Annotated in this window: 23 protein-coding genes; 15 read left to right on the forward strand and 8 right to left on the reverse strand. The window is 70.5% G+C overall.

The genetic code is table 11. From position 1 onward, the window contains the following. Positions 1-92: 92 nt before the first annotated feature. The 4 genes from ACK4TT_RS02795 to ACK4TT_RS02810 all read right to left on the reverse strand — a co-directional run bounded on the left by ACK4TT_RS02795 (position 93) and on the right by ACK4TT_RS02810 (position 2194). Positions 93-470: a hypothetical protein gene (locus ACK4TT_RS02795; protein ID WP_410212358.1), complete on the reverse strand. Its 378-nt coding sequence runs from the start codon at positions 468-470 to the stop codon at positions 93-95. A 7-nt stretch (positions 471-477) separates the two neighbouring features. After that, entirely contained in the window at positions 478-789 is a 312-nt protein-coding gene (locus tag ACK4TT_RS02800) for a hypothetical protein (protein ID WP_409638633.1), read from the reverse strand. Positions 790-942: 153 nt separating this feature from the next. Further along, complete coding sequence (locus ACK4TT_RS02805) at positions 943-1602, reverse strand: uracil-DNA glycosylase (protein WP_409638630.1); 660 nt, start codon at positions 1600-1602, stop codon at positions 943-945. Next, the gene (locus tag ACK4TT_RS02810; RefSeq protein ID WP_409638628.1) at positions 1589-2194 is read right to left on the reverse strand and encodes an NYN domain-containing protein; all 606 of its coding nucleotides are present in this window, start codon (positions 2192-2194) and stop codon (positions 1589-1591) included. Before ACK4TT_RS02810 ends, ACK4TT_RS02805 begins: the two co-directional genes overlap by 14 nt. On the opposite strand from ACK4TT_RS02810, the gene folK reads away from it, so the two are divergent. The 4 genes from folK (at position 2193) to ACK4TT_RS02830 (ending at position 6178) form a co-directional block, all read left to right on the forward strand. After that, positions 2193-2705 (forward strand): 2-amino-4-hydroxy-6-hydroxymethyldihydropteridine diphosphokinase, encoded by a 513-nt coding sequence (folK, locus tag ACK4TT_RS02815; RefSeq protein ID WP_410212382.1) that lies wholly within the window; start codon positions 2193-2195, stop codon positions 2703-2705. The genes ACK4TT_RS02810 and folK overlap by 2 nt on opposite strands. Before the next feature lie 84 nt (positions 2706-2789). After that, on the forward strand, positions 2790-3206 hold the full coding sequence (locus ACK4TT_RS02820) for a YciI family protein (protein ID WP_410212359.1): 417 nt from the start codon (positions 2790-2792) through the stop codon (positions 3204-3206). Between the two features lie 300 nt (positions 3207-3506). Further along, positions 3507-3866 (forward strand): DNA-directed RNA polymerase subunit omega, encoded by a 360-nt coding sequence (rpoZ, locus tag ACK4TT_RS02825; RefSeq protein WP_409638623.1) that lies wholly within the window; start codon positions 3507-3509, stop codon positions 3864-3866. A gap of 107 nt (positions 3867-3973) precedes the next feature. After that, positions 3974-6178 carry a RelA/SpoT family protein gene (locus ACK4TT_RS02830; protein WP_409638620.1) on the forward strand — a complete coding sequence of 735 codons (2205 nt, stop codon included), beginning with the start codon at positions 3974-3976 and terminating at the stop codon, positions 6176-6178. Here the strand turns inward: ACK4TT_RS02830 and ACK4TT_RS02835 are convergent. Beyond that, on the reverse strand, positions 6175-7092 hold the full coding sequence (locus ACK4TT_RS02835) for an alpha/beta fold hydrolase (RefSeq protein ID WP_410212360.1): 918 nt from the start codon (positions 7090-7092) through the stop codon (positions 6175-6177). The genes ACK4TT_RS02830 and ACK4TT_RS02835 overlap by 4 nt on opposite strands. An 87-nt stretch (positions 7093-7179) precedes the next feature. Between ACK4TT_RS02835 and pyrE the strand changes: the two genes are divergently transcribed. Genes pyrE through acpS form a run of 3 tightly spaced genes read left to right on the forward strand, consistent with a single transcriptional unit; the run spans position 7180 to position 8920 of the window. Next, complete coding sequence (gene pyrE / locus ACK4TT_RS02840) at positions 7180-7764, forward strand: orotate phosphoribosyltransferase (RefSeq protein WP_409638614.1); 585 nt, start codon at positions 7180-7182, stop codon at positions 7762-7764. Beyond that, the gene (locus ACK4TT_RS02845; RefSeq protein ID WP_409638612.1) at positions 7764-8525 is read left to right on the forward strand and encodes a pyridoxine 5'-phosphate synthase; all 762 of its coding nucleotides are present in this window, start codon (positions 7764-7766) and stop codon (positions 8523-8525) included. Before pyrE ends, ACK4TT_RS02845 begins: the two co-directional genes overlap by 1 nt. Further along, positions 8522-8920, forward strand: coding sequence for a holo-ACP synthase (gene acpS, locus ACK4TT_RS02850; protein WP_409638609.1), 399 nt, complete (start codon positions 8522-8524; stop codon positions 8918-8920). Before ACK4TT_RS02845 ends, acpS begins: the two co-directional genes overlap by 4 nt. A gap of 65 nt (positions 8921-8985) precedes the next feature. Here the strand turns inward: acpS and ACK4TT_RS02855 are convergent, their stop codons facing one another. Then, positions 8986-9906, reverse strand: coding sequence for an EamA family transporter (locus tag ACK4TT_RS02855; RefSeq protein WP_410212361.1), 921 nt, complete (start codon positions 9904-9906; stop codon positions 8986-8988). 162 nt (positions 9907-10068) lie between these two features. Here ACK4TT_RS02855 and lepB point away from each other — a divergent pair, with 162 nt between their 5' ends. From lepB to parC, 7 genes are all read left to right on the forward strand, one after another. After that, positions 10069-10848 (forward strand): signal peptidase I, encoded by a 780-nt coding sequence (gene lepB / locus ACK4TT_RS02860; protein WP_410212362.1) that lies wholly within the window; start codon positions 10069-10071, stop codon positions 10846-10848. Positions 10849-10861: 13 nt separating this feature from the next. Beyond that, positions 10862-11578, forward strand: coding sequence for a ribonuclease III (gene rnc / locus ACK4TT_RS02865; RefSeq protein ID WP_409638601.1), 717 nt, complete (start codon positions 10862-10864; stop codon positions 11576-11578). After that, on the forward strand, positions 11575-12504 hold the full coding sequence (gene era / locus ACK4TT_RS02870; RefSeq protein ID WP_409638598.1) for a GTPase Era: 930 nt from the start codon (positions 11575-11577) through the stop codon (positions 12502-12504). Before rnc ends, era begins: the two co-directional genes overlap by 4 nt. Before the next feature lie 18 nt (positions 12505-12522). Beyond that, a complete protein-coding gene (locus ACK4TT_RS02875; RefSeq protein ID WP_409638595.1) occupies positions 12523-13326 on the forward strand; it encodes an arylamine N-acetyltransferase family protein in 804 nt (267 codons plus the stop codon). A 12-nt stretch (positions 13327-13338) separates the two neighbouring features. After that, positions 13339-14070 (forward strand): DNA repair protein RecO, encoded by a 732-nt coding sequence (recO, locus tag ACK4TT_RS02880; RefSeq protein ID WP_409638592.1) that lies wholly within the window; start codon positions 13339-13341, stop codon positions 14068-14070. Positions 14071-14248: 178 nt separating this feature from the next. Continuing rightward, the gene (locus tag ACK4TT_RS02885) at positions 14249-14674 is read left to right on the forward strand and encodes a hypothetical protein (RefSeq protein WP_410212363.1); all 426 of its coding nucleotides are present in this window, start codon (positions 14249-14251) and stop codon (positions 14672-14674) included. 149 nt (positions 14675-14823) lie between these two features. Further along, positions 14824-17076: a DNA topoisomerase IV subunit A gene (parC, locus tag ACK4TT_RS02890; RefSeq protein ID WP_410212364.1), complete on the forward strand. Its 2253-nt coding sequence runs from the start codon at positions 14824-14826 to the stop codon at positions 17074-17076. A 5-nt stretch (positions 17077-17081) separates the two neighbouring features. Here parC and ACK4TT_RS02895 read toward each other — a convergent pair whose 3' ends face one another. Next, positions 17082-17663, reverse strand: coding sequence for a TetR/AcrR family transcriptional regulator (locus tag ACK4TT_RS02895; RefSeq protein WP_409638583.1), 582 nt, complete (start codon positions 17661-17663; stop codon positions 17082-17084). Between the two features lie 115 nt (positions 17664-17778). Between ACK4TT_RS02895 and ACK4TT_RS02900 the strand changes: the two genes are divergently transcribed. After that, a complete protein-coding gene (locus tag ACK4TT_RS02900) occupies positions 17779-18507 on the forward strand; it encodes a crotonase/enoyl-CoA hydratase family protein (protein ID WP_409638580.1) in 729 nt (242 codons plus the stop codon). A gap of 62 nt (positions 18508-18569) precedes the next feature. On the opposite strand, the gene ACK4TT_RS02905 is transcribed toward ACK4TT_RS02900, so the two are convergent. Beyond that, the gene (locus ACK4TT_RS02905) at positions 18570-19613 is read right to left on the reverse strand and encodes an ETX/MTX2 family pore-forming toxin (protein ID WP_410212365.1); all 1044 of its coding nucleotides are present in this window, start codon (positions 19611-19613) and stop codon (positions 18570-18572) included. Between the last annotated feature and the right edge of the window lie 90 nt (positions 19614-19703).

Genomic DNA, 19703 nt, shown 5'->3' on the forward strand with positions numbered 1-19703 from the left:
GTGACTCCGGTTCAAGCTGGGCCGCGACGCTACATGCGCCGCCCGCCATCCGCCACAGCCGGCGTCGCCGTACCGTCGCGGCGTGCGCTCCGCTAGCGGTGTTGAAGCCCCCAGGCCAGCGCCATCAGTTCCGGGGCCGCCCAAGCGCCCGCCGCCGACAGCAGCAGCCAGCCCGCGAGCAATGCCGCCAGCCGTCGAAAGCTGATCCGTGGCGGCTGGGTTAGCCAAAGCCCCGCCACGAGGGCGACGTCCAGGGCGACGAGCACGGCGGCAGTCCCGCCCGCGCCCAGCGGCGTGAGCATGAGCGGAAAGGCGAACGCGTGCGGGAAGAGCAGGGAAGTCCAGTCTAGGAACTCCCACGCGTCACGGCACGCCGCGGGGCCATGGTCGCAGGGTGAAGCTCCCCACAATTCAATGAGCGCCACCGCCAGGCTGGCCAGGAGCGGCGTCAGGAACCAACTGCGACGCACGCCCGGCTCACTCGACACGAATCTGCCCTCGGCTGAGGGCGTCACCATAAGCGCCCCGGGCCCGGCGCCCAAGGGCATCGTCGCCCAGCTTGTTCACCAGCCGATCGACACGCGCCTTTTGGGCGGGTGTCAGCGTCACAGTGGAGCCGGCTTCGATTCCCTGGAGGACGAGCAGATCCTTCCATTCGGCTGCGTCCAACGCCCGATCCTGCAAGGTCGTGATCTCCCCATCCGTGAAGGACGAGGGAAACATGCTTTTCAGCGTGGATCGAAGGTTCTGTTCGATCTCCGGGTTCTTCTGCATGGCGCGCCGGGCCATCCAGCCGGCCGTCCCCGCCACCTGGAAGGAGCCATCTAGCGGCTGCGCCTTGGCCCATTCCGAAGGTTCATCGGTCGTGGGCTGGGATGGATAGATGTTTCGCCTAATCATACCTAATTCGTAACAGAACAAAATAGGAACATCAAAACATTTCTACACGCCGATCAGCGCCCGGGCCCGCTGGAACACCGCCTCGAACATCGCCGCCGTCAGCCGGCCGGTGTTCGTGTTGAGCCGGGAGCAGTGGTAGCTGTTCAGCACCGTGTAGGGTCCGGCCTGGAACTCGGTCCCGTGGCCGGCGATCCCGGCCGAAGCCTTCAGCCCCAGGGCCCGGAGCACGTTGCGCCGCGACACGTCGCCCAGGGTCACGATCACCTTCAGCCGGGGAAGCGCCGCGAGCCTGGCCGCCAGGAACGGCCGGCAGTTGGCCTCCTCGACCGTCTCGGGCTTGTTGCCGGGCGGGGCGCAGCGCACCGCGTTGGTGATCATGCAGTCCGTCAGCGTCAGCCCGTCGTCGGCCCGGGCCTCGTAGCGGCCCGTCGCGAACCCGGTCTTAAGGAGGGTCTCGTAGAGCAGCACGCCCGCGAAATCGCCGGTGAAGGGCCGGCCGGTCCGGTTCGCTCCGGTCCGGCCGGGGGCCAGGCCCGCCACCAGCAGGCGGGCGTTCTCGTCCCCGAACGAGGGGGCAGGGCCGTTGAACCAGTCGGGATGGGCCGCGCGGTTGGCCTCTCGGTAGGCCACGAGCCTGGGGCAGAGCGGGCAGTCGTGGGGCGGTTCGGGCGTGATCTCCACGACGGCCTCAGGCGTCCGCATCGGCCTGGTCGGCGTCGCGGTCCACGCGCTGGGCGTGGCTTTCCTGGATGAAGCGCGGCAGGCGCGAGGGCCGGCCGATGATGTCGGCGAGGTCGGCGAGATCCACGAAGCTGTCCGCCTGCCGCCGCAGCTCGTCCGAGACCATGGGCGGCTGGGACTTCAGCGTCGAGACCACCGTCACCCGGCAGCCCTTGCGCTGCACCGCCTCGACCAGCGCGCGGAAGTCGCCGTCGCCCGAGAACAGCACCAGGTGGTCGGCGTGGGCCGCCATCTCCAGCATGTCGACGGCGATCTCCACGTCCATGTCGCCGCGCCAGCGCTTGCGGCCCTGGCTGTCGACGTACTCCCGGGCCGATTTCGTCACGAGCCGGTAGCCGTTGTAGTCCAGCCAGTCGACGAGCGGCCGGATGGGCGAGTATTCCTCGTTCTCAACCAGGGCGGTGTAATAGTAGGCCCTGACCAGCACGCTGCGCTTGCGGAACTCCTCGAGCAGCTTGCGGTAGTCGATGTCGAAGCCGAGGCCCTTGGCGGCCGAGTAGAGGTTGGCCCCGTCGATGAACAGCGCCAGCCGGTCCGTGGGGTAGAAGGTCATCAGCGAAATCCTGGATATCGATCGGGCCGTCGTCATCGCCCTGGGCAGCAACGTGGCGGCCGGCTACGGCTCGTCCGAGGCGCTGCTGGAGGCGGTTCTGGCGCGGTTCCCCGACGCGGGTCTGAAAATCCTCGTTCGGTCGTCCTGGTGGCGCTCGGCCGCCTGGCCCGACCCAATGGGGCCTGAGTACCGCAACGGCGTCGCGCTTGTCGAGGCGAGCGCGCCACCCGAAGAGGTGTTGTCCACGTTGCTCGCCCTGGAGGCGGAGTTCGGCCGCCGTCGCTCGGTGAAGAACGCGCCCCGCACGGTGGACCTCGACCTCATCGCCCACGGCCGCGAGGTCCGCGACGAACCCGGCCTGGTCCTGCCGCACCCCAGGGCCCACGAGCGGCTGTTCGTGATGGGGCCCCTGGCCCAGGTCGCGCCGGAGTGGCGCCATCCCGTCTCGGGCCTGACCGCCGCCGAGCTCGCCCGCCGGGCCCGCGTCGGCCTGGACGCCCGGCCCCAGTAGTCATTTTTTGTCGGGATGCGGGGGCGCCCCGCGTCCTTGGGCGGAAGGCCGCCCTCCCGGCGGCCCGCAGACAGGAGACCTCAGATGCGCTTCATGCTCATCCGCAAGGCCGACGAGGCCACCGAGGCCGGCGTCATGCCCAGCCGCGAACTCGCCCAGGCGATGATGGACTACCACGAGCAGATGGGCCGCCATCTGAAGATCCTCGGCGGCGACGGCCTGCATCCCTCGATCCGCGGCAAGCGGGTGACCTTCAAGCACGGCAAGCCGGTGGTCATCGACGGCCCCTTCGCCGAGACCAAGGAGCTGGTGGCCGGCTACACCCTGGTCGAGGCCGACGGCTGGGACCAAGTGCTGGAGTGGGCGAAGAAGTGGCCCTGCATCCTCGAGGAGGCCAACGCCACTCTGGAGATCCGCCAGGTCTACGAGCTGGAGGACTTCGGCGACGTCTTCACCGGCGACCTTCGCGAGCAGGCCGAGCGGGTGATGGTCCGCGAATAAGCCTGGCCGCGACGCCGTACCGGCCCCCGACTTACATGAAACGCGCGGCCTGATACGCTGTCGCTGCAACCAGGAGCTTTGTCATGGACGACATAGGGTGCGGCGGCTGGCTGATTTTGATTGCGGTTGGCTGTGTTTTGGTGATCGCCATCGGCTTCTTCTTCCACATCGGCTGGAACATGCTCGACGCGATGTAGTCGGCTGTTTTTCAAACTGACCCCACGACCCTTGCCATGCGGCGTTGCACAATGGGGCCTGAACCTCTATTTTCACCGGTTCTATCCCCGCTTTGAGGACTCCATGGCCCGCGTCACCGTCGAAGACTGCATCGAAAAGGTCCCGAACCGCTTTGCGCTCGTCCTGCTGTCGGCCCACCGCGCGCGCGCCATTTCGGCGGGCTCGCAGATCATGGTCGACCGCGACAACGACAAGAATCCGGTCGTGGCCCTTCGCGAGATCGCCGACGACGTGGTCGACGCCGAGGAACTGAAGGAAACCCTCATCGGCACGCTGCAGCGCGTCGACGAGCGGTCGGAAGCCGAGGAAGAGGCCGAAACCCTCGCCCTGCTGGCCGATCCCACCCACATGCAGATGAGCGAGCTGGAGCTGGTTCGCGCCCTGCAGAGCGACCGTGACGGCGGTCAGGAGGAGCGGTACTGAGCCCCGAAGGCGCAGAACCACTCCTTCAAGAGGCGGCGTCCGACCCCGCCGCCCCACCGGAAGCTCGTCCCGTCGAGCCCGCCGACTTCAAGCCCGCGCCCACGCCCGTGGGCGAGACGCCCGTCTCGGCCAAGCGGCCCAAGCTGCTGCGCCAGTTCGAGCTGATCGAGAAGGTCCGCTCGTACGATCCCAGCGCCGACGAGGCGCTGCTGAACCGGGCCTACGTCTACGCCATGCGCCAGCACGGCTCGCAGAAGCGGGCCTCGGGCGACCCCTATTTCGCCCATCCCATCGAGGTGGCGGGCATCCTCACCGACTACCGGCTCGACACCGCGACCATCGTCACGGCGCTGCTGCACGACGTCATCGAGGACACCGACGCCACCCCCGCCGATATCGAGCGCCTGTTCGGCGCCGAAGTGGCCGAACTGGTCGCGGGCGTCACCAAGCTCTCCAAGCTGGAGCTCTCCTCCGAGCACTTGCGCCAGGCCGAGAACCTCCGGAAGTTCATCCTGGCGATCTCCAGGGACGTGCGCGTCCTGCTCGTGAAGCTGGCCGACCGGCTCCACAACATGCGCACGCTCCACTTCATCAAGAGCCCGGCCAAGCGGGAGCGGATCGCGCGCGAGACGCTCGACATCTACGCCCCGCTGGCGCGCTCCATCGGCGTGCACCGCATCTGCGCCGAGCTGGAGGAACTCGCCTTCGCCCACCTGAACCCGGTGGCGCGCGATGCGATCATCCGCCGGCTGGAAGTGCTGCGCCAGCAGCAGGGCGGGGCGGTCGCCCTGGTCAGCCAGGAGATCACAAGCCGGCTCCACGCCGCTGGCGTCCCCAGCCGCGTGTTCGGCCGCGAGAAGCACCCGTTCTCGATCTGGCGGAAGCTCCAGCGCAAATCGATCGGGTTCTCCCAGCTTTCCGACATCTACGCTTTCCGGGTGATCGTCGACACCGAGGACGACTGCTACCGCGCCCTGGGCGTCATCCACCGGTCGTGGCCCAGCGTGCCCGAGCGGTTCAAGGACTTCATCTCGACGCCCAAGCGGAACAACTATCGCTCGCTGCACACCACGGTGGTGGGGCCCAAGGGCATGCGTATCGAGATGCAGATCCGCACCGAGGCCATGGACCGCGTGGCCGAGGAGGGCGTGGCCGCCCACTGGCGCTACAAGAACGAGAGCTACGGCTTCGACGCCGAGCACCAGGCCGCCGCCGGCGGCCGCGACCCGCTGGTCAACCTGCGCCACCTTGTCCAGGTGCTGGAGCATGGCGGCGACGCCGAGGAACTGGTCGAGCACGCCAAGCTCGAGATGTACCTCGACCAGGTGTTCGTCTTCACGCCCAAGGGCCGGCTGGTCAGCCTGCCGCGCGGAGCCATGCCGCTGGACTTCGCCTACGCCGTCCACACCGACATCGGCGACACCACCATCGGCGTCAAAATCAACGGCGAACTCAAGCCTTTGCGGACGGTTCTTCAGAACGGCGACGTGGTCGAGGTGATCCGCGGAGGCAAGCCCGTGGTGCCGCCGGACTGGCGCTCGCTCACGGTCACGGGCCGGGCCCGCTCGGCCATCCGCCGCCACATCCGCCAGACCGAGCGCGAGGAGTTCGTGCGCCTGGGCCGGGCCACGGTCGACCAGATGTTCGAGGCGGCCGGCAAGACGCGAAAGGACGTGTCGCTCCGGCCCGCCCTCGACCGCTTCGCCGTAACGTCCGAGGAGGACCTGTTCGAGGCCGTGGGGCGGGGCCGCGCGCCGCCGGCCCAGGTGCTGGAGGCGGTCTTCCCGGGCCTCAAGGCCGCCGAGCGCGAGGCCGCCGCCGCCCGCCGCCACATCGAGGATGGCGCGAGCGCCAAGCTCTACGTGCGCGGTGGAGGCCTGACGCCCGGCGTCTCGATCCATTTCGGCGAATGCTGCTCGCCGGTCCCCGGCGACCGCATCGTGGGCATCCTGGAGAGCGATGGCCGGGGCCTCACGGTCCACACCATCGACTGCGAGCGGCTGGCCGAATTCGAGGAGCGCGAGGAGCTTTGGCGCGACCTTCAATGGACGCCCGAGGCCGAGCGCAACGCCATCGCCCGGGCCCGGGTCACCGCCACCATCCGCAACGCGCCGGGCGTGCTGGGCCAAGTCTGCGGCATCATCGGCGAGGCCGGCGGCAACATCATGAACCTGCGCATGCATCACCGGCAGCAGGACTTCTTCGACGTGGACTTCGACATCGACGTCAACGACGCCAAGCACCTGACCCACATCGCCGCCGCGCTCCGGGCCAATCCCAGCGTCGAGACGGTGGAGCGGACGAAGAGCTAGGCGCCGGCCGCCAGCACGTGCTCGACCCCGCGCACCACGGCGTCCCCGTGGGTGAGGCCCAGGATGCTGGTGTGCGTCGCCCCCGGGACCGCCTCGAAATAGCCGTGGCCCGAGCGCCGGGCGGGCAGGGCGCGCGGCGAGTCCTCGCTTCGGTCCCCGGCCACGATCACCGAAACCGGCAGCTCCGGCGGTAGCGGCCCCGCGGCGATCGCCTGGCGCGCGGCGCGCTCCCATTGCAGCCCCTCGGCGGCCGACCCCCGGGCGTGGCGGCCCGAGACCCAGATGCGCCGCTTCTCGGTCACCGCCTCGGGCGGCAGGCCGATCCGTTCGGCGGCGTAGTAGAAGGGCTTGGTCAGGCCCAGGGTCCCCGCCACCGCCGCCGTGCGCGCCACGGCCTTGAAGACGCCGACGAACTTGCGCGTGCCCGGGTCGTCGATGGCCTCCGGGGTGGTGGCGTCCACCAGCACGATGCCCACCGTCCGCTCGGGATGGGCGGTGGCGAAGCGCCGGACGTGCAGCCCCGCCATCGAATGGCCCACGAGGACCACGGGGCCGTCGTCGCCCACGGCCGTCATCAGCGCCTCCAGGTCGGCCAGGGCCGCGTCGCCGTCACGCGGCTTCGGTCCCGGATCGGAATAGCCCATCCCCGCCCGATCGTAGGCGCAGCTCCGCAAGCCCTTGGCCGAAAGCTTCCGCTGGATGGCCGCGAAGTCGGTGGCCGCGCCGAACGCGCCGTGCTCCAGCCAGACGGTGGGCCCGCCGCCCGCCGGGCCATCGCACACGAGCCGCAGCTTCCGCCCGCCGATGTCGACGAACTCGCCGCGCGGTTTGGCGTTCGCCGCCGTCGCCACGATCACGAGCCCCGCCGCGATCCACGCGCCCAGCGCCAGGGCCAGGCCGATCAGCACCTTCACCATCGCTCCGTCGTAGCGGGGCCGGGGGCCAGCCCGCAACGCCTGGCATCTTCCGCCCGTGGCGAAACGCGACTATCTCCGGGCCTCATGAACACCGAAGACGTCCTCAACGAGTTCCGCGGCGCCGGCGCCCTGCGCGAAGGCCACTTCGTCCTGTCGTCGGGCCTGCACTCGCCCGTCTTCCTGCAGAAGAACCTGGTCTTCCAGCATCCCGACCGCACCGAGCGCCTGTGCAAGGCCCTGGCGGCGAAGATCACCGAGGCGGTGGGTCAGGTGGACCTCTGCGTCTCCCCGGCCGTGGGCGGCATCATCCCGGGCTACGAGACAGCCCGCCACCTGGGCTGCCCGTCGGTCTACGTCGAGCGGGAAGGGGGCGAGTTCAAGCTGCGCCGGGCCTTCTCGATCCCCGAGGGCGCCCGCATCGCCATGGTCGAGGACATCGTCACCACCGGCCTGTCGTCGCGCGAGTGCGTCGAGGCCATCCGCAAGGCGGGCGGCAACGTCGTCGTGGCCGCCTGCATCGTGGACCGTTCGGGCGGCCGGGCCGATCCCGGCGCCCCGCTGGTGGCGCTGGCCCGCCTGGACGTGCCGGCCTATCCCGCCGACCAGCTTCCGCCGGAACTGGCGGCCATCCCCATCGAGGACCCCGGCAGCCGGAGGCTGAAGGGCTGATGACCAAGCTGCGCCTCGGCGTGAACATCGACCATGTGGCGACCGTCCGGAACGCCCGGGGCGAGGGCTATCCCGATCCCGTCCGCGCGGCGGAAGTCGCGCTGGCCGCCGGGGCCGACGGCATCACCGCCCATCTGCGCGAGGACCGCCGCCACATCTCGGACGCCGACATCGAGGCGTTGGCCGCCACCTGCCGCAAGCGGGGCCGCCCCCTGAACTTCGAATGCGCCGTGACGCCCGAGATGGAGACCATCGCGCTGGCCCACCGCCCGCACGCCGCCTGCCTGGTGCCCGAGCGGCGCGAGGAGGTGACCACCGAGGGCGGCCTCGACGTCGTGCGCGGCCACAATGTCATCGCCCCCGTGGTGAAGCGGATGGCCGAGGCGGGGATCCGCGTCTCCTGCTTCATCGACGCCGACCCGGCCCAGGTGGCGGCGGCGAAGTCCGTGGGCGCCCAGGTGGTCGAGCTGCACACCGGCGCCTACTGCGAGGCCGTCCGCCAGGGCCGCGCCGAGGACGCCGCCCGCCTGCTGGAGGGCCTGAAGGCCGCCGCGTCGGAGGCCGCGCGCCTGGACCTGGAGGTCCACGCCGGCCACGGCATCGACTACGAGACGGTGAAGCCCGTCGCCGCCATCCCCGAGGTGATGGAGCTCAACATCGGCCACTTCCTGATCGGGGAGGCCATCTTCATCGGCCTCGGCCCCGCCATCCAGCGGATGCGGGCCCTGATGGACGAGGCGCGGCGGACCCGGGCCGCATGATCGTCGGCATCGGCTCGGACCTGTCCGACATCCGCCGCATCCAGGCGAGCCTGGACCGCTTCGGCGATCGATTCCGCCACCGCGTCTTCACCGACCTCGAACGCACGCGCTCGGACCGCAAGACCGACGCCGCGGCCTCCTACGCCAAGCGTTTCGCCGCCAAGGAGGCCTGCGCCAAGGCGCTCGGCACCGGCATGCGGCGCGGGGTCTTCTGGCGCGACATGGGCGTGGTCAACATGCGCTCGGGCCAGCCCACCATGGCGCTCACCGGCGGCGCGCTGAAGCGGCTGGAGGAGATCACCCCGCCCGGCATGAAGGCCGTGATCCACCTGTCGCTGACCGACGACCACCCCTACGCCCAGGCCTTCGTGATCATCGAGGCCCTGCCGGCCTGATTCGCCGCTGGAGCGCGATCCGCAAGAGTGGGCGCCGGTTTTGCGATCAGATCGCGCTCAAGGCTCTAGGCGGGGGGAGAGGCAGAGGCCGCGGCCGCCGCCGCCCGCCGCCGTTCCCAGGCCGGATAGAGGGTGTTGAGCGCCAGCCCGCCCAGCACCAGCACCGCCGCCGTCAGCTTCCAGGGCGCCAGGGGCTCGCCCAGCAGCAGGGCCGAGGCGCCCATGCCGAACACCGGCACCAGCAGGGAGAGCGGCGCGATGGTGGCGGTCGGATGGCGGGCCAGCAGCCAGGCCCAGCTCGCATAGCCGAAGATCGTGTTGCCCACCGACTGCCAGAGCACGCAGGCCCAGGTGCCGAGGTCGGCGTTCGCGATCCCCTGGCTCACGGCCGGCCAGCCCTCGAACACGAAGGCCAGGGCGAAGAGGGGCGGGGCGGCGAACAGGCTCGACCACACCACATAGGCCAGCATGTTCACCGGGCCCGCCGTGCGGGCGACGGTGTTGCCGCCGGCCCAGCCCAGGGCCGCGCCGACCACCAGGGCCAAGCCCAGCGGCGTGGCGTCGGCGCTGGTGTGGGCCATCAGCCAGGCGAGGCCGGCCGCCGCCAGGCTCAGGGCGGCGATCTGGAAGCGGCGGATCTTCTCGCCGGCCAGCATCATGGCGAAGCCCACCGTGAAGAACGCCTGGATCTGCACCACCAGGGAGGCCAGGCCCGGCGAGATCCAGTGGGTCATGGCGATGTAGAGCAGGCCGAACTGGCCGACCCCGATCAGCACGCCGTATAGCGCCAGGTTCCACCAGGCCACGTTCGGCCGCTTCAGGAAGAACACCGCCGGCAGGAGGGCGAAGGTGAACCGCAGGGCCGCGAAGGTCAGCGGCGGCAGGTCGTCCAGCGCCCAGCGGATGACCACGAAATTGGTCCCCCACACGGCCACCACCGCGAGGGCCAGCAGGGCGTGCAGCGGCGGCAGGGAGGGGCGGGTCATGGAGGCTACATAGGCCCGGTCCAGGGGGCGTCACCAGTCCAGTTGCGACGAAGGGGCATGCCTCCGTGACGCAGAGTTCACGGGCGCGGCGCTTGCCCCCGGGGTATCCAGCGTCTAACCCAACGCTTCGTCCCGGTTCGCCCGGGGTCCCAGGGATCGTCCATGAGCGAGAACGTGCAGAGCGCGCACAGCCCCGACAAGTCCGGCGCGGCCAACGAATTCGTCGAGATCATCAAGACGGTGGTCTACGCGCTGCTGATCGCGCTGTTCCTGCGCGTGATCTTCTTCCAGCCCTTCACCATCCCCTCGGCCTCGATGGAGCCGAACCTCTACGAGGGCGACTACATCATCGTCTCCAAGTGGTCGTATGGCTATTCCAAGCACTCGGTCCCGTTCAGCCCGCCGATCCTGGAAGGCCGCCTGTTCGAGCAGAAGCCCCATCGGGGCGACATCGTCGTCTTCAAGCTGCCCAGCGACAACCGCACCGACTACATCAAGCGGGTGATCGGCCTGCCGGGCGACCGCATCCAGATGCGCCGGGGCCTGCTCTACCTCAACGGCCAGCCGGTGAAGCGCGAGCCGATGAGCCCGGTGAAGATGGACACCGGCTACGGCTTCGTCCGCGAGGTCGCCCGCTACCGCGAGACCATCGACGGCAAGTCGTACGTCACCCAGGACTTCGGGACCGACGGGGACCTCGACAACACCGACGTCTACGTGGTGCCGGAAGGCCACTACTTCATGATGGGCGACAACCGGGACAACTCTTCCGACAGCCGCGTGCCGCCCGGCGCCGGCGGGGTGGGCTATGTCCCGGCCGAGAACCTGGTCGGCAAGGCCCGGATCATCATGCTGTCGTGGAAGCCCGAGGCCTCGATCTTCAAGCCGTGGACCTGGGTCCTCGACGCCCGGCCTGGCCGGTTCTTCAACATCCTCCAGTGAGCCTCGCCCTCCAATGAACACGAGGGCGGCGGCGGTCGCCGAGCTCGAACGCCGCATCGGATACAGGTTCCAAGACCGCGAGCTCCTCGAGCGGGCCCTGACCCACGCCAGCGTCGGCGACGGCGCCCGTTCCGTGCGCCATAACGAGCGGCTGGAGTTCCTGGGCGACCGGGTGCTCAACCTGTGCGCGGCCGAGCGGCTGATGGCCCTCGACCCGGACGCGCGGGAAGGGGAGATGAGCCGGCTGCTCGCCAGCCTCGTGAACTACCACGCCTGCGCGCGGGCGGCGCATCGGGCGGGCCTGCAGGCGGCGCTGCGCATGTCGGCCTCGGCCACCAAGGTCGGCGCGCGGAAGTCCGACGCCGTGCTGGGCGACGCCTGCGAGGCGCTGATCGCGGCGCTCTACATCGACGGCGGCCTGGAGACGGCCCGGGCGTTCTTCGAAAAGTTCTGGGAGGAGGAGTTCGCCCGGCTGGACGAGCCCCGGGCGAAGGATCCCAAGACGCAGCTTCAGGAGTGGGTGCAGGGCATGGGCCTGCCGTTGCCGACATACGAGATCGTTTCCCGCGAGGGGCCGGCGCACGCGCCCTGCTTCGTCGTCGAGGTGCAGGTGAAGGGCCTGGGCGCCGAGCGCGGCGAGGGCGGGTCGCGCCAGGCCGCCGAGAAGGCCGCGGCCCTGGCCATGCTGCTCAAGCGCGAGGGCCCCGCCGCCGCGAGGGCCGGACAATGAGCCGCGCCGGCTTCTGCGCCATCATCGGCGCGCCCAACGCGGGCAAGTCCACCCTGACCAACCGCCTGGTGGGGGCCAAGGTGTCCATCGTCACCCAGAAGGTCCAGACCACGCGCTTCCCGGTGCGCGGCGTGGCCATCGCGGGCGACGCCCAGATCGTGCTCGTCGACACCCCCGGCATCTTCCAGCCGCGGCGCCGCCTCGACCGCGCCATGGTCCGCGCCGCCTGGGGCGGGATCGAGGACGCCGACGCCATCGTCCACCTGGTCGATTCCGCCGCCGAGATCGCGGTCGCCGAGAAGGGCGGATCGGCCGCCGACCGCAAGGCCGCCATCGACGTGGAGTCCATCGTCGAGGGGCTGAAGGCGGCCGGCAAGCAGGCCATCCTGGCGCTCAACAAGATCGACGGCCTGAAGCGCGAGAAGCTCCTGGGTCTCTCCCAGCGCCTCTTCGAGACCGGGGTCTATTCCGAGGTCTTCATGATCTCGGCCAAGGACGGCTCGGGCGTGGGCGACCTCAAGGCGCGCATCGCCCAGCTCATGCCCGAGAACCCCTGGTTCTACCCCGAGGACCAGACCGCCGACCTGCCGGCCCGGCTGCTCGCCGCCGAGATCACCCGCGAGAAGCTCTACCTGCGGGTCCACGAGGAGCTGCCCTACGCCGCCGCCGTCGAGACCACGAAGTTCGAGGAGCAGAAGAACGGCCTGCGCATCGAACAGACCATCTTCGTCGAGCGAGAGAGCCAGCGGCCGATCATCCTGGGCAAGGGAGGCCAGACCCTGAAGTGGATCGGCCAGAAGGCCCGCGAGGAGCTCACCGAACTGCTCGGCCAGCCCGTCCATCTCTTCCTGCACGTCGCCGTCGACGAGAAATGGGCCGACAAGCGCGAGTTCTACGGCCCCCTGGGGCTGGACTACGACGCCTGAGCGCCTAGGTCTCAGGGCATGGTCGACCTCGACGCCTACTTCGCCCGCATCGGCTACCAGGGGCCCCGCGAGCCCACCCTGGAGGTGCTGCGCGCGCTCCACGCCCTGCATCCCGCGGCCATTCCGTTCGAGGCCATCGACTGCCTGCTGGACCGGGGGATCGACATCTCTCCCGAGGCGGTGGACGCCAAGCTGATCCACGGCGGCCGAGGCGGGTACTGCTTCGAGCACAACGGCCTTTTCCGGCGCGTGCTGACCACCCTGGGCTTTCCGGTCGAGGGGCTGGCCGCCCGGGTCCGCTGGAACATGCCCGACGACGCGCCGCCTCAGCCTCGCACCCACATGGTGCTGAAGGTTCTGGTCGGGGGCGCGCCCTGGATGGTCGACGTGGGCTTCGGCGGCTGCGTGCTGACCGCGCCGCTGCGCCTGGAGCCCGGCCTGGAGCAGCAGACCGACCACGACCGCTATCGCCTGACGCCCGTGGGCGAGGAGTTGCGCCTGGAGGTGTTGCGCGAGGCGGGCTGGGTCCCGGCCTACGACATCGGCCTCAGCCCCTGCGTCCAGCGCGACTACGAGATGGCCAACTGGTTCACCTCGACCCATCCGACCAGCCACTTCCGGCACAACCTGCTGGCGGCGCGGACGACCCCCGAGGCGCGCTACGGCCTCTTGTTCAACCGCCTCACCATCCGCCCGCGCGGCGGCGAGACGGCCCACGAGATGCTCGACGCCGCCGGCATCGAGCGCGTGCTGCGCGAGGTCTTCAAACTGCCGGTCGAGCCGGAGTGGCGGCCGATCATCGAGGCGGCCGCGAGCCGCTGATGGATTTTCCCCGTGGAATTTGAGGACGACGCCTTCGTGCTCTCGGCCCGCCTCCACGGCGAGTCCGGGGCGATCGTCGAACTCCTGACCTCGGCCCACGGCAAGTACGCCGCCCACGTGGCCGGCGGCGGCTCGCGCAAGGCGCGGCCCTTCCTCCAGCCGGGCGCGCGGGTGATCTGCCGCTACCGCGCCCGCGTCTCCGACCAGCTCGGCTCGGCGGCCATCGAGCCGGTGGGGGAGGGGCCAGCGGCCCTGTTCGACGATCCCCTGGCGCTGTCGGGGCTCCAGGCCGCCGCCGCCGTGGCCGCCGGCGCGCTGCCCGAGCGCGAACCGCATCCCGGCGCCTACCTGGCCTTCGAGGCCCTGACCGGCGCGCTCACCCATCCCGACGTCTGGCCGGCGGTCTTCGTCCGCTTCGAGGCGGGCCTGCTGCAGGACCTGGGCTTCGGCCTGGACCTCTCCAAGTGCGCCGCCACCGGGACCACCGACGACCTCGTCTATGTCAGCCCCCGAACCGGCCGCGCCGTCAGCCGCGCGGCGGGCGAGCCCTACAGGGACCGGCTGCTGGCCTTGCCGCCGTTCCTGCTGGCCGCCCAGTACGGGCTGAACACGGGCGACGTGGCCGCGGGGCTCGCGCTCACCGGCCACTTCCTGGAAGCCTTCATCTTCGGCCCCCTGAACCGCCCCCTGCCGCCGGCGAGGCTCTGGCTGCTGGATCGCTTGTCCGAGGCGGGGCGGCTCTGATACAAGCCCCGCCCGTGACCAGGACGCTCAATCAGGCCCAGCAAACCCAGGCCCGCCCCGCGGCGGTGTCTGCGCGCGCCTGTTCCTGAGCCTTCCCTCACGCACAGTCCCGCAGACCCCGCTCCGGCGGGGTTTTTGCTGCGCGCGGCCCCGCCTGAGCCCCTTAAGGAGCTCGACCGTGACGGCCTACACCGACCTCGACATCGCCCGCATCGGCGAGGGCGTGACCCACCGCACCCTGCCGAAGCCCGAGTGGACCCACGCCGCCCACTGGGCCGCGGCGTTCTGGCTGCTGACCCGGCCGGGCGTGGACGCCTTCCGCGACATGCCGGGGCTGATCCGCGCCTACAACGAAGCCACCGGCGTTCCGAACACCGACACCAGCGGCTACCACGAGACCATCACGCTCGCCTCGCTCCGGGCCGCCCGCGCCCACTTGGTCGCCCGTCCGAACACGAGCCTCTCGGCTGCGCTCGCCGAACTCCTCGCCGGCCCGTTCGGCCGCTCGGACTGGCCGCTGGCCTACTGGTCCAGGCCCCGCCTGTTCAGCCCCGAGGCGAGGCGCGCCTGGCTCGATCCGGACCTTTCGCCCCTGCCGTTCTGACCCCCGGGCGAAGCGCCATCGGATAACCGCGGAAAACGCAGAAGACGCAGAATCCCTTCTGCGTCCTTCCGCGTTCTCTGCGGTTCGTTCCATCGCCTGCGGCGCGCCGGGCGGTCGCGTCGAATCCCGCCGCGCGCTAAGACGGCCCCATGACCGTCCATACCGCCCCGCCCGGCGAGCCCGACCGCATCATCGAGGAGCCGCTCTCCGAGGCCCTGTCGCGCCGCTATCTCGCCTATGCGCTGTCCGTCATCACCGACCGGGCGCTGCCCGACGTGCGCGACGGCCTGAAGCCCGTGCAGCGGCGCGTGCTCTACGCCATGCGCGAGATGCGGCTGAACCCCGACGCGGCGGCCCGCAAGTGCGCCAAGGTGGTCGGCGAGGTGATGGGCGGCTACCACCCGCACGGCGACCAGTCGATCTACGACACCCTGGTGCGCATGGCCCAGTCCTTCGCCCAGCGCTATCCGCAGGTCGACGGCCAGGGCAACTTCGGCAACATCGACGGCGATAACGCCGCGGCCATGCGCTACACCGAGGCCAAGCTGACGGTGGCCGCGACCCTCCTGCTGGACGGGATCGAAGAGAACGCCGTCGACTTCAAGCCCACCTACGACGGCTCCGACGAGGAGCCGGTGGTGCTGCCGGCCGGCTTCCCGAACCTGCTGGCCAACGGCTCGACGGGCATCGCCGTCGGCATGGCCACCTCCATCCCGCCGCACAACGCCGGCGAGCTGATCGACGCCTGCCTGCTGCTGCTGGATCAGCCCGAGGCCTCGACCGAGGCCCTGATGGCCCACGTCCAGGGCCCCGACTTCCCCACCGGCGGCGTCATCGTCGAGCCGCGCGCCAACCTGATCGAGACCTACGCCACCGGCCGGGGCGGGGTGCGGGTGCGGGCCCGCTGGACGAAGGAGGACCTCGGCAAGGGGACCTACCAGATCGTCGTCACCGAGATCCCCTACCAGGTGAAGAAGGCCGATCTGGTCGAACAGCTCGCCGAGCTGATCGAGGGCAAGAAGGCGCCGCTGCTGGGCGACGTGCGCGATGAGAGCGCCGAGGACGTGCGCCTCGTCCTTGAGCCCAAGAGCCGGAACGTCGAACCGGAGGTCCTCATGGAGAGCCTCTTCAAGCTCTCCGACCTCGAGACCCGCTTTTCCGTCAACCTCAACGTCCTGGACGCCCGCGGCACGCCGGGCGTGATGAACCTGCGCCAGGCGCTGAAGGCCTTCCTCGACCACCGCCGCGAGGTGCTGGTCCGCCGGGCCCGCCACCGCCTGGACAAGATCGAGGCCCGCCTCCACATCCTCAACGGCCTGATGATCGCCTACCTCAATCTGGACGAGGTGATCCGCATCGTCCGCTACGAGGACGAGCCCAAGGCCAAGCTGATCGCCGCCTTCGAGCTCTCCGAGATCCAGGCCGACGCCATCCTCAACACCCGCCTGCGCCAGCTCGCCCGGCTGGAGGAGATGGAGATCCGCCGCGAGCACGCCGAGCTGTCGGAGGAGCGCGACGGCATCCTCCAGATGCTGGCCTCCGACAAGGCCCAGTGGAAGCTGGTGGGCGAGGGCCTGCGCCACGTGAAGGCCGAGCTCGGCAAGCTCAACGACCGCCGCTCCACCTTCGCCGAGGCGCCGCAGATCGACACCGAGGCGGCGCTGGAAGCCATGATCGTGCGCGAGCCGATCACCATCATCCTGTCCGAGCGCGGCTGGATTCGCGCCGCCAAGGGCCGCGTCGAGGACCCCTCGGAACTGAAGTTCAAGGAGGGCGATAAGCTGGCCTTCCTGGTCCCCGCCGAGACCACGGACAAGCTCCTGATCTTCGCCTCGGACGGCCGGTTCTTCACGCTCGGCTGCGACAAGCTGCCGGGCGCGCGGGGCCACGGCGAGCCGCTGCGCCTGATGATCGACCTCGACGACAAGGTGGGCATCGTCGATGTCTTCCCGCACCGGCCGGGGACCAAGCGCCTGCTGGCCAGCAAGCAGGGCTACGGCTTCATCCTGCCGGAAGAGGAGGCCATCGCCTTCCGCCGGGCCGGCAAGCAGGTGCTGAACGCCGGCGATCCCGCCAAGAAGGGGGAGGGCGCCGCCGTCTGCCTGCCCGTGACGGGCGACCAGGTCGCCGTCGTGGGCGACAACGGCAAGATCCTGATCTTCCCGACCGCCGAGCTGCCCGAGATGCCGCGTGGCAAGGGCGTGAAGCTCCAGTCGTATCGCGAGGGCGGCCTCAGGGACGCCCTGGTGTTCAACGCCGCCGAGGGCGCCGCCTGGATCGACGCCGCCGGCCGCACCCGCGCGTGGGAGGACTGGCAGGCCTGGCAGGGCCGCCGGGCCGGCGCCGGCAAGCTCGCCCCGAAGGGCTTCCCCGCGACCAAGCGGTTCCGGCCGAAGGGGTAGGGCGGTCAGCCCCGCGTCGCCGCCGCGAACAGGGCGACCAGCTCCTCTGCGGCGGTTTCCAGCGGCCGGGAGGACTGGGCCACGCGGGCCTGCACCAGCGCCCCGTCCAGGGCCGCGAGGGTGAGGGACGCCAGGCTCGCCGCCCGGGTCGCCTCCACGCCGTCGGCCATGAGCCTGCCCGCCACCTCGCCCGCCCAGGCGTCCAGGGCCGCGCGGCCCTCGCGGGTGATGGCGTCATCGGCCGGCGCGTTCTCAAGCAGCACCGTCGTCATCGGCGCCCCGTCGCGGTAGCCCGAGGCCGCCATCCATTCGCCCAGCAGCCGGGCGTGGCCCTTCACCAGTTCGCCCGCCGAGGCCGAGGCGGCCGAGAGCTCGCGCACCGTCTCCACCACCCGGCGTCCGGCTTCCCGCACGGCGGCGGCCCCGATCTCGGCCTTGCCGCCCGGGAAGTAGTGGTAGACGGACCCCTTGGGCGCTCCGCTGGCGGCCACGATGTCGGCCAGACCCGTGGCGGCGTAGCCCTTCTGCCGGAACAGGCGCACGGCCGCGTCGACGATGGCGTCACGATGCTTGGGCGGCGGCGGCAATCGGCGATCCCCCTAGGTCTTCGTCCCCTTGCGCCAGAACCGCGCGGCCGACGCAACTTGCATCGATTATAAAGACCGGTCTATATCGCATTCGTCAACGGATGGAGAGGCGGGGATGACCGGGATCGTCAGCTACGAACTCAACGACGGCGTGGCCCGCATCGTCATGGACGATGGCAAGGCCAACGTGATGTCGCTGGCCATGCTTCAGGCGCTGGACGCCGCCTTCGACCGCGCCGCCGCAGACCGGGCGATCGTGGTGCTCTCCTCCGCGCGGCCGGGCGTGTTCTCCGCCGGGTTCGACCTGAAGGTCTTCGCCGCGGGCGATCCGGGGGCCAGCCTCGCCATGGTGCGCGCCGGGGCGGAACTGGCGCTGAAGCTCTTCACCTTCCCCCAGCCGATCCTGGGCGTATGCCGGGGGCACGCCTTCCCGATGGGCGCCTTCCTGCTGCTTGGCTCGGACCTGCGCCTGGGCGAGGCGGGGGACTACCGCATGGGGCTGAACGAGGTGGCCATCGGCATCGCCGTGCCCAGCTTCGCGCTGGAACTCGCCCGCGCCCGCCTGCATCCGGCCTGGCTGAACCGCACCGCGACGACCGGCGAGATGTACGGCCCCGCCGACGCCGTGCGGGCGGGTTTCCTCGACCGCCTGGTCCCGGCGACCGACCTCGATGCGGCGGCCGAGACCGCCGTCGCCGCGCTGAAGCAGGTCCATCGACCGTCCCACGCCCTCGTGAAGCAGCGTCTGCGCGGCGAGGCGGCCGCCAGGATCCGCGCGGCCATCGACGCCGAACTCACCCCCGCCGCCTACGCCGCCCGCCACCGGCCCGAACCGGTGGCTTAGGGGACAGCCAGGGGGAGGCCCGGGTCACCCCTTCGCCTCCCTTTCGGCCTCCCCTTAGGCCGTCACCGCCGGGTGGCCGGGAACACCGCCACCGGGTTGGCCATGGGCGCGACCTTGGCGCCGGCCGCCAGCATCGGGGCGGCGACCCTGACGCCCGCGCCCTGACTAGCCCCCAGGCCGCCGCACTCCACGTCGGTCACCGGCCGCACGTTGCCGTAGCGCAGCTCGGCCCGATAGCCCTCCACGCCGTTGAACGTTCCGCTCACCTGGCCCAGCTTGAGCTGGTCCTGGGTCAGGTAGGCGCCTAGCCGGGTGCGCTTGGGCTGGGCGATCCACTCGGGCGCCGGGGCCGGCTGGTAGGGGCCCCGGAAGTAGAGCAGGGCGGTGAACGCCTGGCCCGGATCGGCGAACACGTCGGCCGACCACGGCACCCCGTCGTAGCGCTTCTGCATGATCACCATCTGCACGTCGGCGGCCGAGCGGGCCGGGACCACCGGGTGGGCCGTCACCGACCAGGTGTTGGTGTTGGTCGTCGCCGTGGCCGTGGTGTCGGTCTCGGACGTGTTGATGTTGACCGACACCGAGCCGCTCGGCCCGCCGGTCAGCGAGGGCGGCGAGAAGCCGAAGGTGCCGGTGATGCTGGCGCCGGTCGTCGAGGCCACCGTCAGGGTGGTGGTGTCCGACGTGGAATGGGTGAAGTTGAAGTCCGAGGTCTGCGACGTCTGGGAGCAGTTGGTCACCGTCCCCGCCGGCACCGCCAGGATGTCGTCGGTCAGGGTCGGCTGCGCGTACTGGATCTGGCCGGCGTGCAGCGGCTGGGTCATGAACACCCCCTGCACGTCGAAGTGGGCGATCTGGCCCTGGGCCACCATCTGCTTGAACTGGGCCGGGGAGGCGGGCATCGGCTGGCCGCCCGTCATCGCCACGGCCGGGGCGTCGCCGTTCAGGCCGTAGAGCAGGCTCGCGAACTGGTCGACGTTGGTGACGCTCTTGGCCAGCTGGTTGCTGTACTTCTGGCCGGGGTCGATGTTCGGGTCCTGGGCCTGGGCGGCGCCGGCCGCCAGCAGGACGCACAGCGCGCCGGCGACGGTGCGGGATTTGACCATGGTGTTCTCTCCGGTTGTCCCGCGACACCCCGTGCGGGCCTTGAGAACATTGTTACAAACATACAGACGGTATGTCAATGCATATCCGGC

This window comes from Phenylobacterium sp., from assembly GCF_046463815.1.
Lineage (GTDB): Bacteria > Pseudomonadota > Alphaproteobacteria > Caulobacterales > Caulobacteraceae > Phenylobacterium.

Coding starts and splice junctions, on each gene's coding strand:
- ACK4TT_RS02800 (WP_409638633.1), bottom strand. CDS start 789: ATGGCCCGGCGCGCCATGCAGAAGAACCCGGAGATCGAACAGAACCTT.
- ACK4TT_RS02805 (WP_409638630.1), bottom strand. CDS start 1,602: ATGCGGACGCCTGAGGCCGTCGTGGAGATCACGCCCGAACCGCCCCAC.
- ACK4TT_RS02810 (WP_409638628.1), bottom strand. CDS start 2,194: ATGACCTTCTACCCCACGGACCGGCTGGCGCTGTTCATCGACGGGGCC.
- ACK4TT_RS02820 (WP_410212359.1), top strand. CDS start 2,790: ATGCGCTTCATGCTCATCCGCAAGGCCGACGAGGCCACCGAGGCCGGC.
- rpoZ (WP_409638623.1), top strand. CDS start 3,507: ATGGCCCGCGTCACCGTCGAAGACTGCATCGAAAAGGTCCCGAACCGC.
- pyrE (WP_409638614.1), top strand. CDS start 7,180: ATGAACACCGAAGACGTCCTCAACGAGTTCCGCGGCGCCGGCGCCCTG.
- ACK4TT_RS02845 (WP_409638612.1), top strand. CDS start 7,764: ATGACCAAGCTGCGCCTCGGCGTGAACATCGACCATGTGGCGACCGTC.
- acpS (WP_409638609.1), top strand. CDS start 8,522: ATGATCGTCGGCATCGGCTCGGACCTGTCCGACATCCGCCGCATCCAG.
- ACK4TT_RS02855 (WP_410212361.1), bottom strand. CDS start 9,906: ATGACCCGCCCCTCCCTGCCGCCGCTGCACGCCCTGCTGGCCCTCGCG.
- lepB (WP_410212362.1), top strand. CDS start 10,069: ATGAGCGAGAACGTGCAGAGCGCGCACAGCCCCGACAAGTCCGGCGCG.
- rnc (WP_409638601.1), top strand. CDS start 10,862: ATGAACACGAGGGCGGCGGCGGTCGCCGAGCTCGAACGCCGCATCGGA.
- era (WP_409638598.1), top strand. CDS start 11,575: ATGAGCCGCGCCGGCTTCTGCGCCATCATCGGCGCGCCCAACGCGGGC.
- ACK4TT_RS02875 (WP_409638595.1), top strand. CDS start 12,523: ATGGTCGACCTCGACGCCTACTTCGCCCGCATCGGCTACCAGGGGCCC.
- parC (WP_410212364.1), top strand. CDS start 14,824: ATGACCGTCCATACCGCCCCGCCCGGCGAGCCCGACCGCATCATCGAG.
- ACK4TT_RS02900 (WP_409638580.1), top strand. CDS start 17,779: ATGACCGGGATCGTCAGCTACGAACTCAACGACGGCGTGGCCCGCATC.
- ACK4TT_RS02905 (WP_410212365.1), bottom strand. CDS start 19,613: ATGGTCAAATCCCGCACCGTCGCCGGCGCGCTGTGCGTCCTGCTGGCG.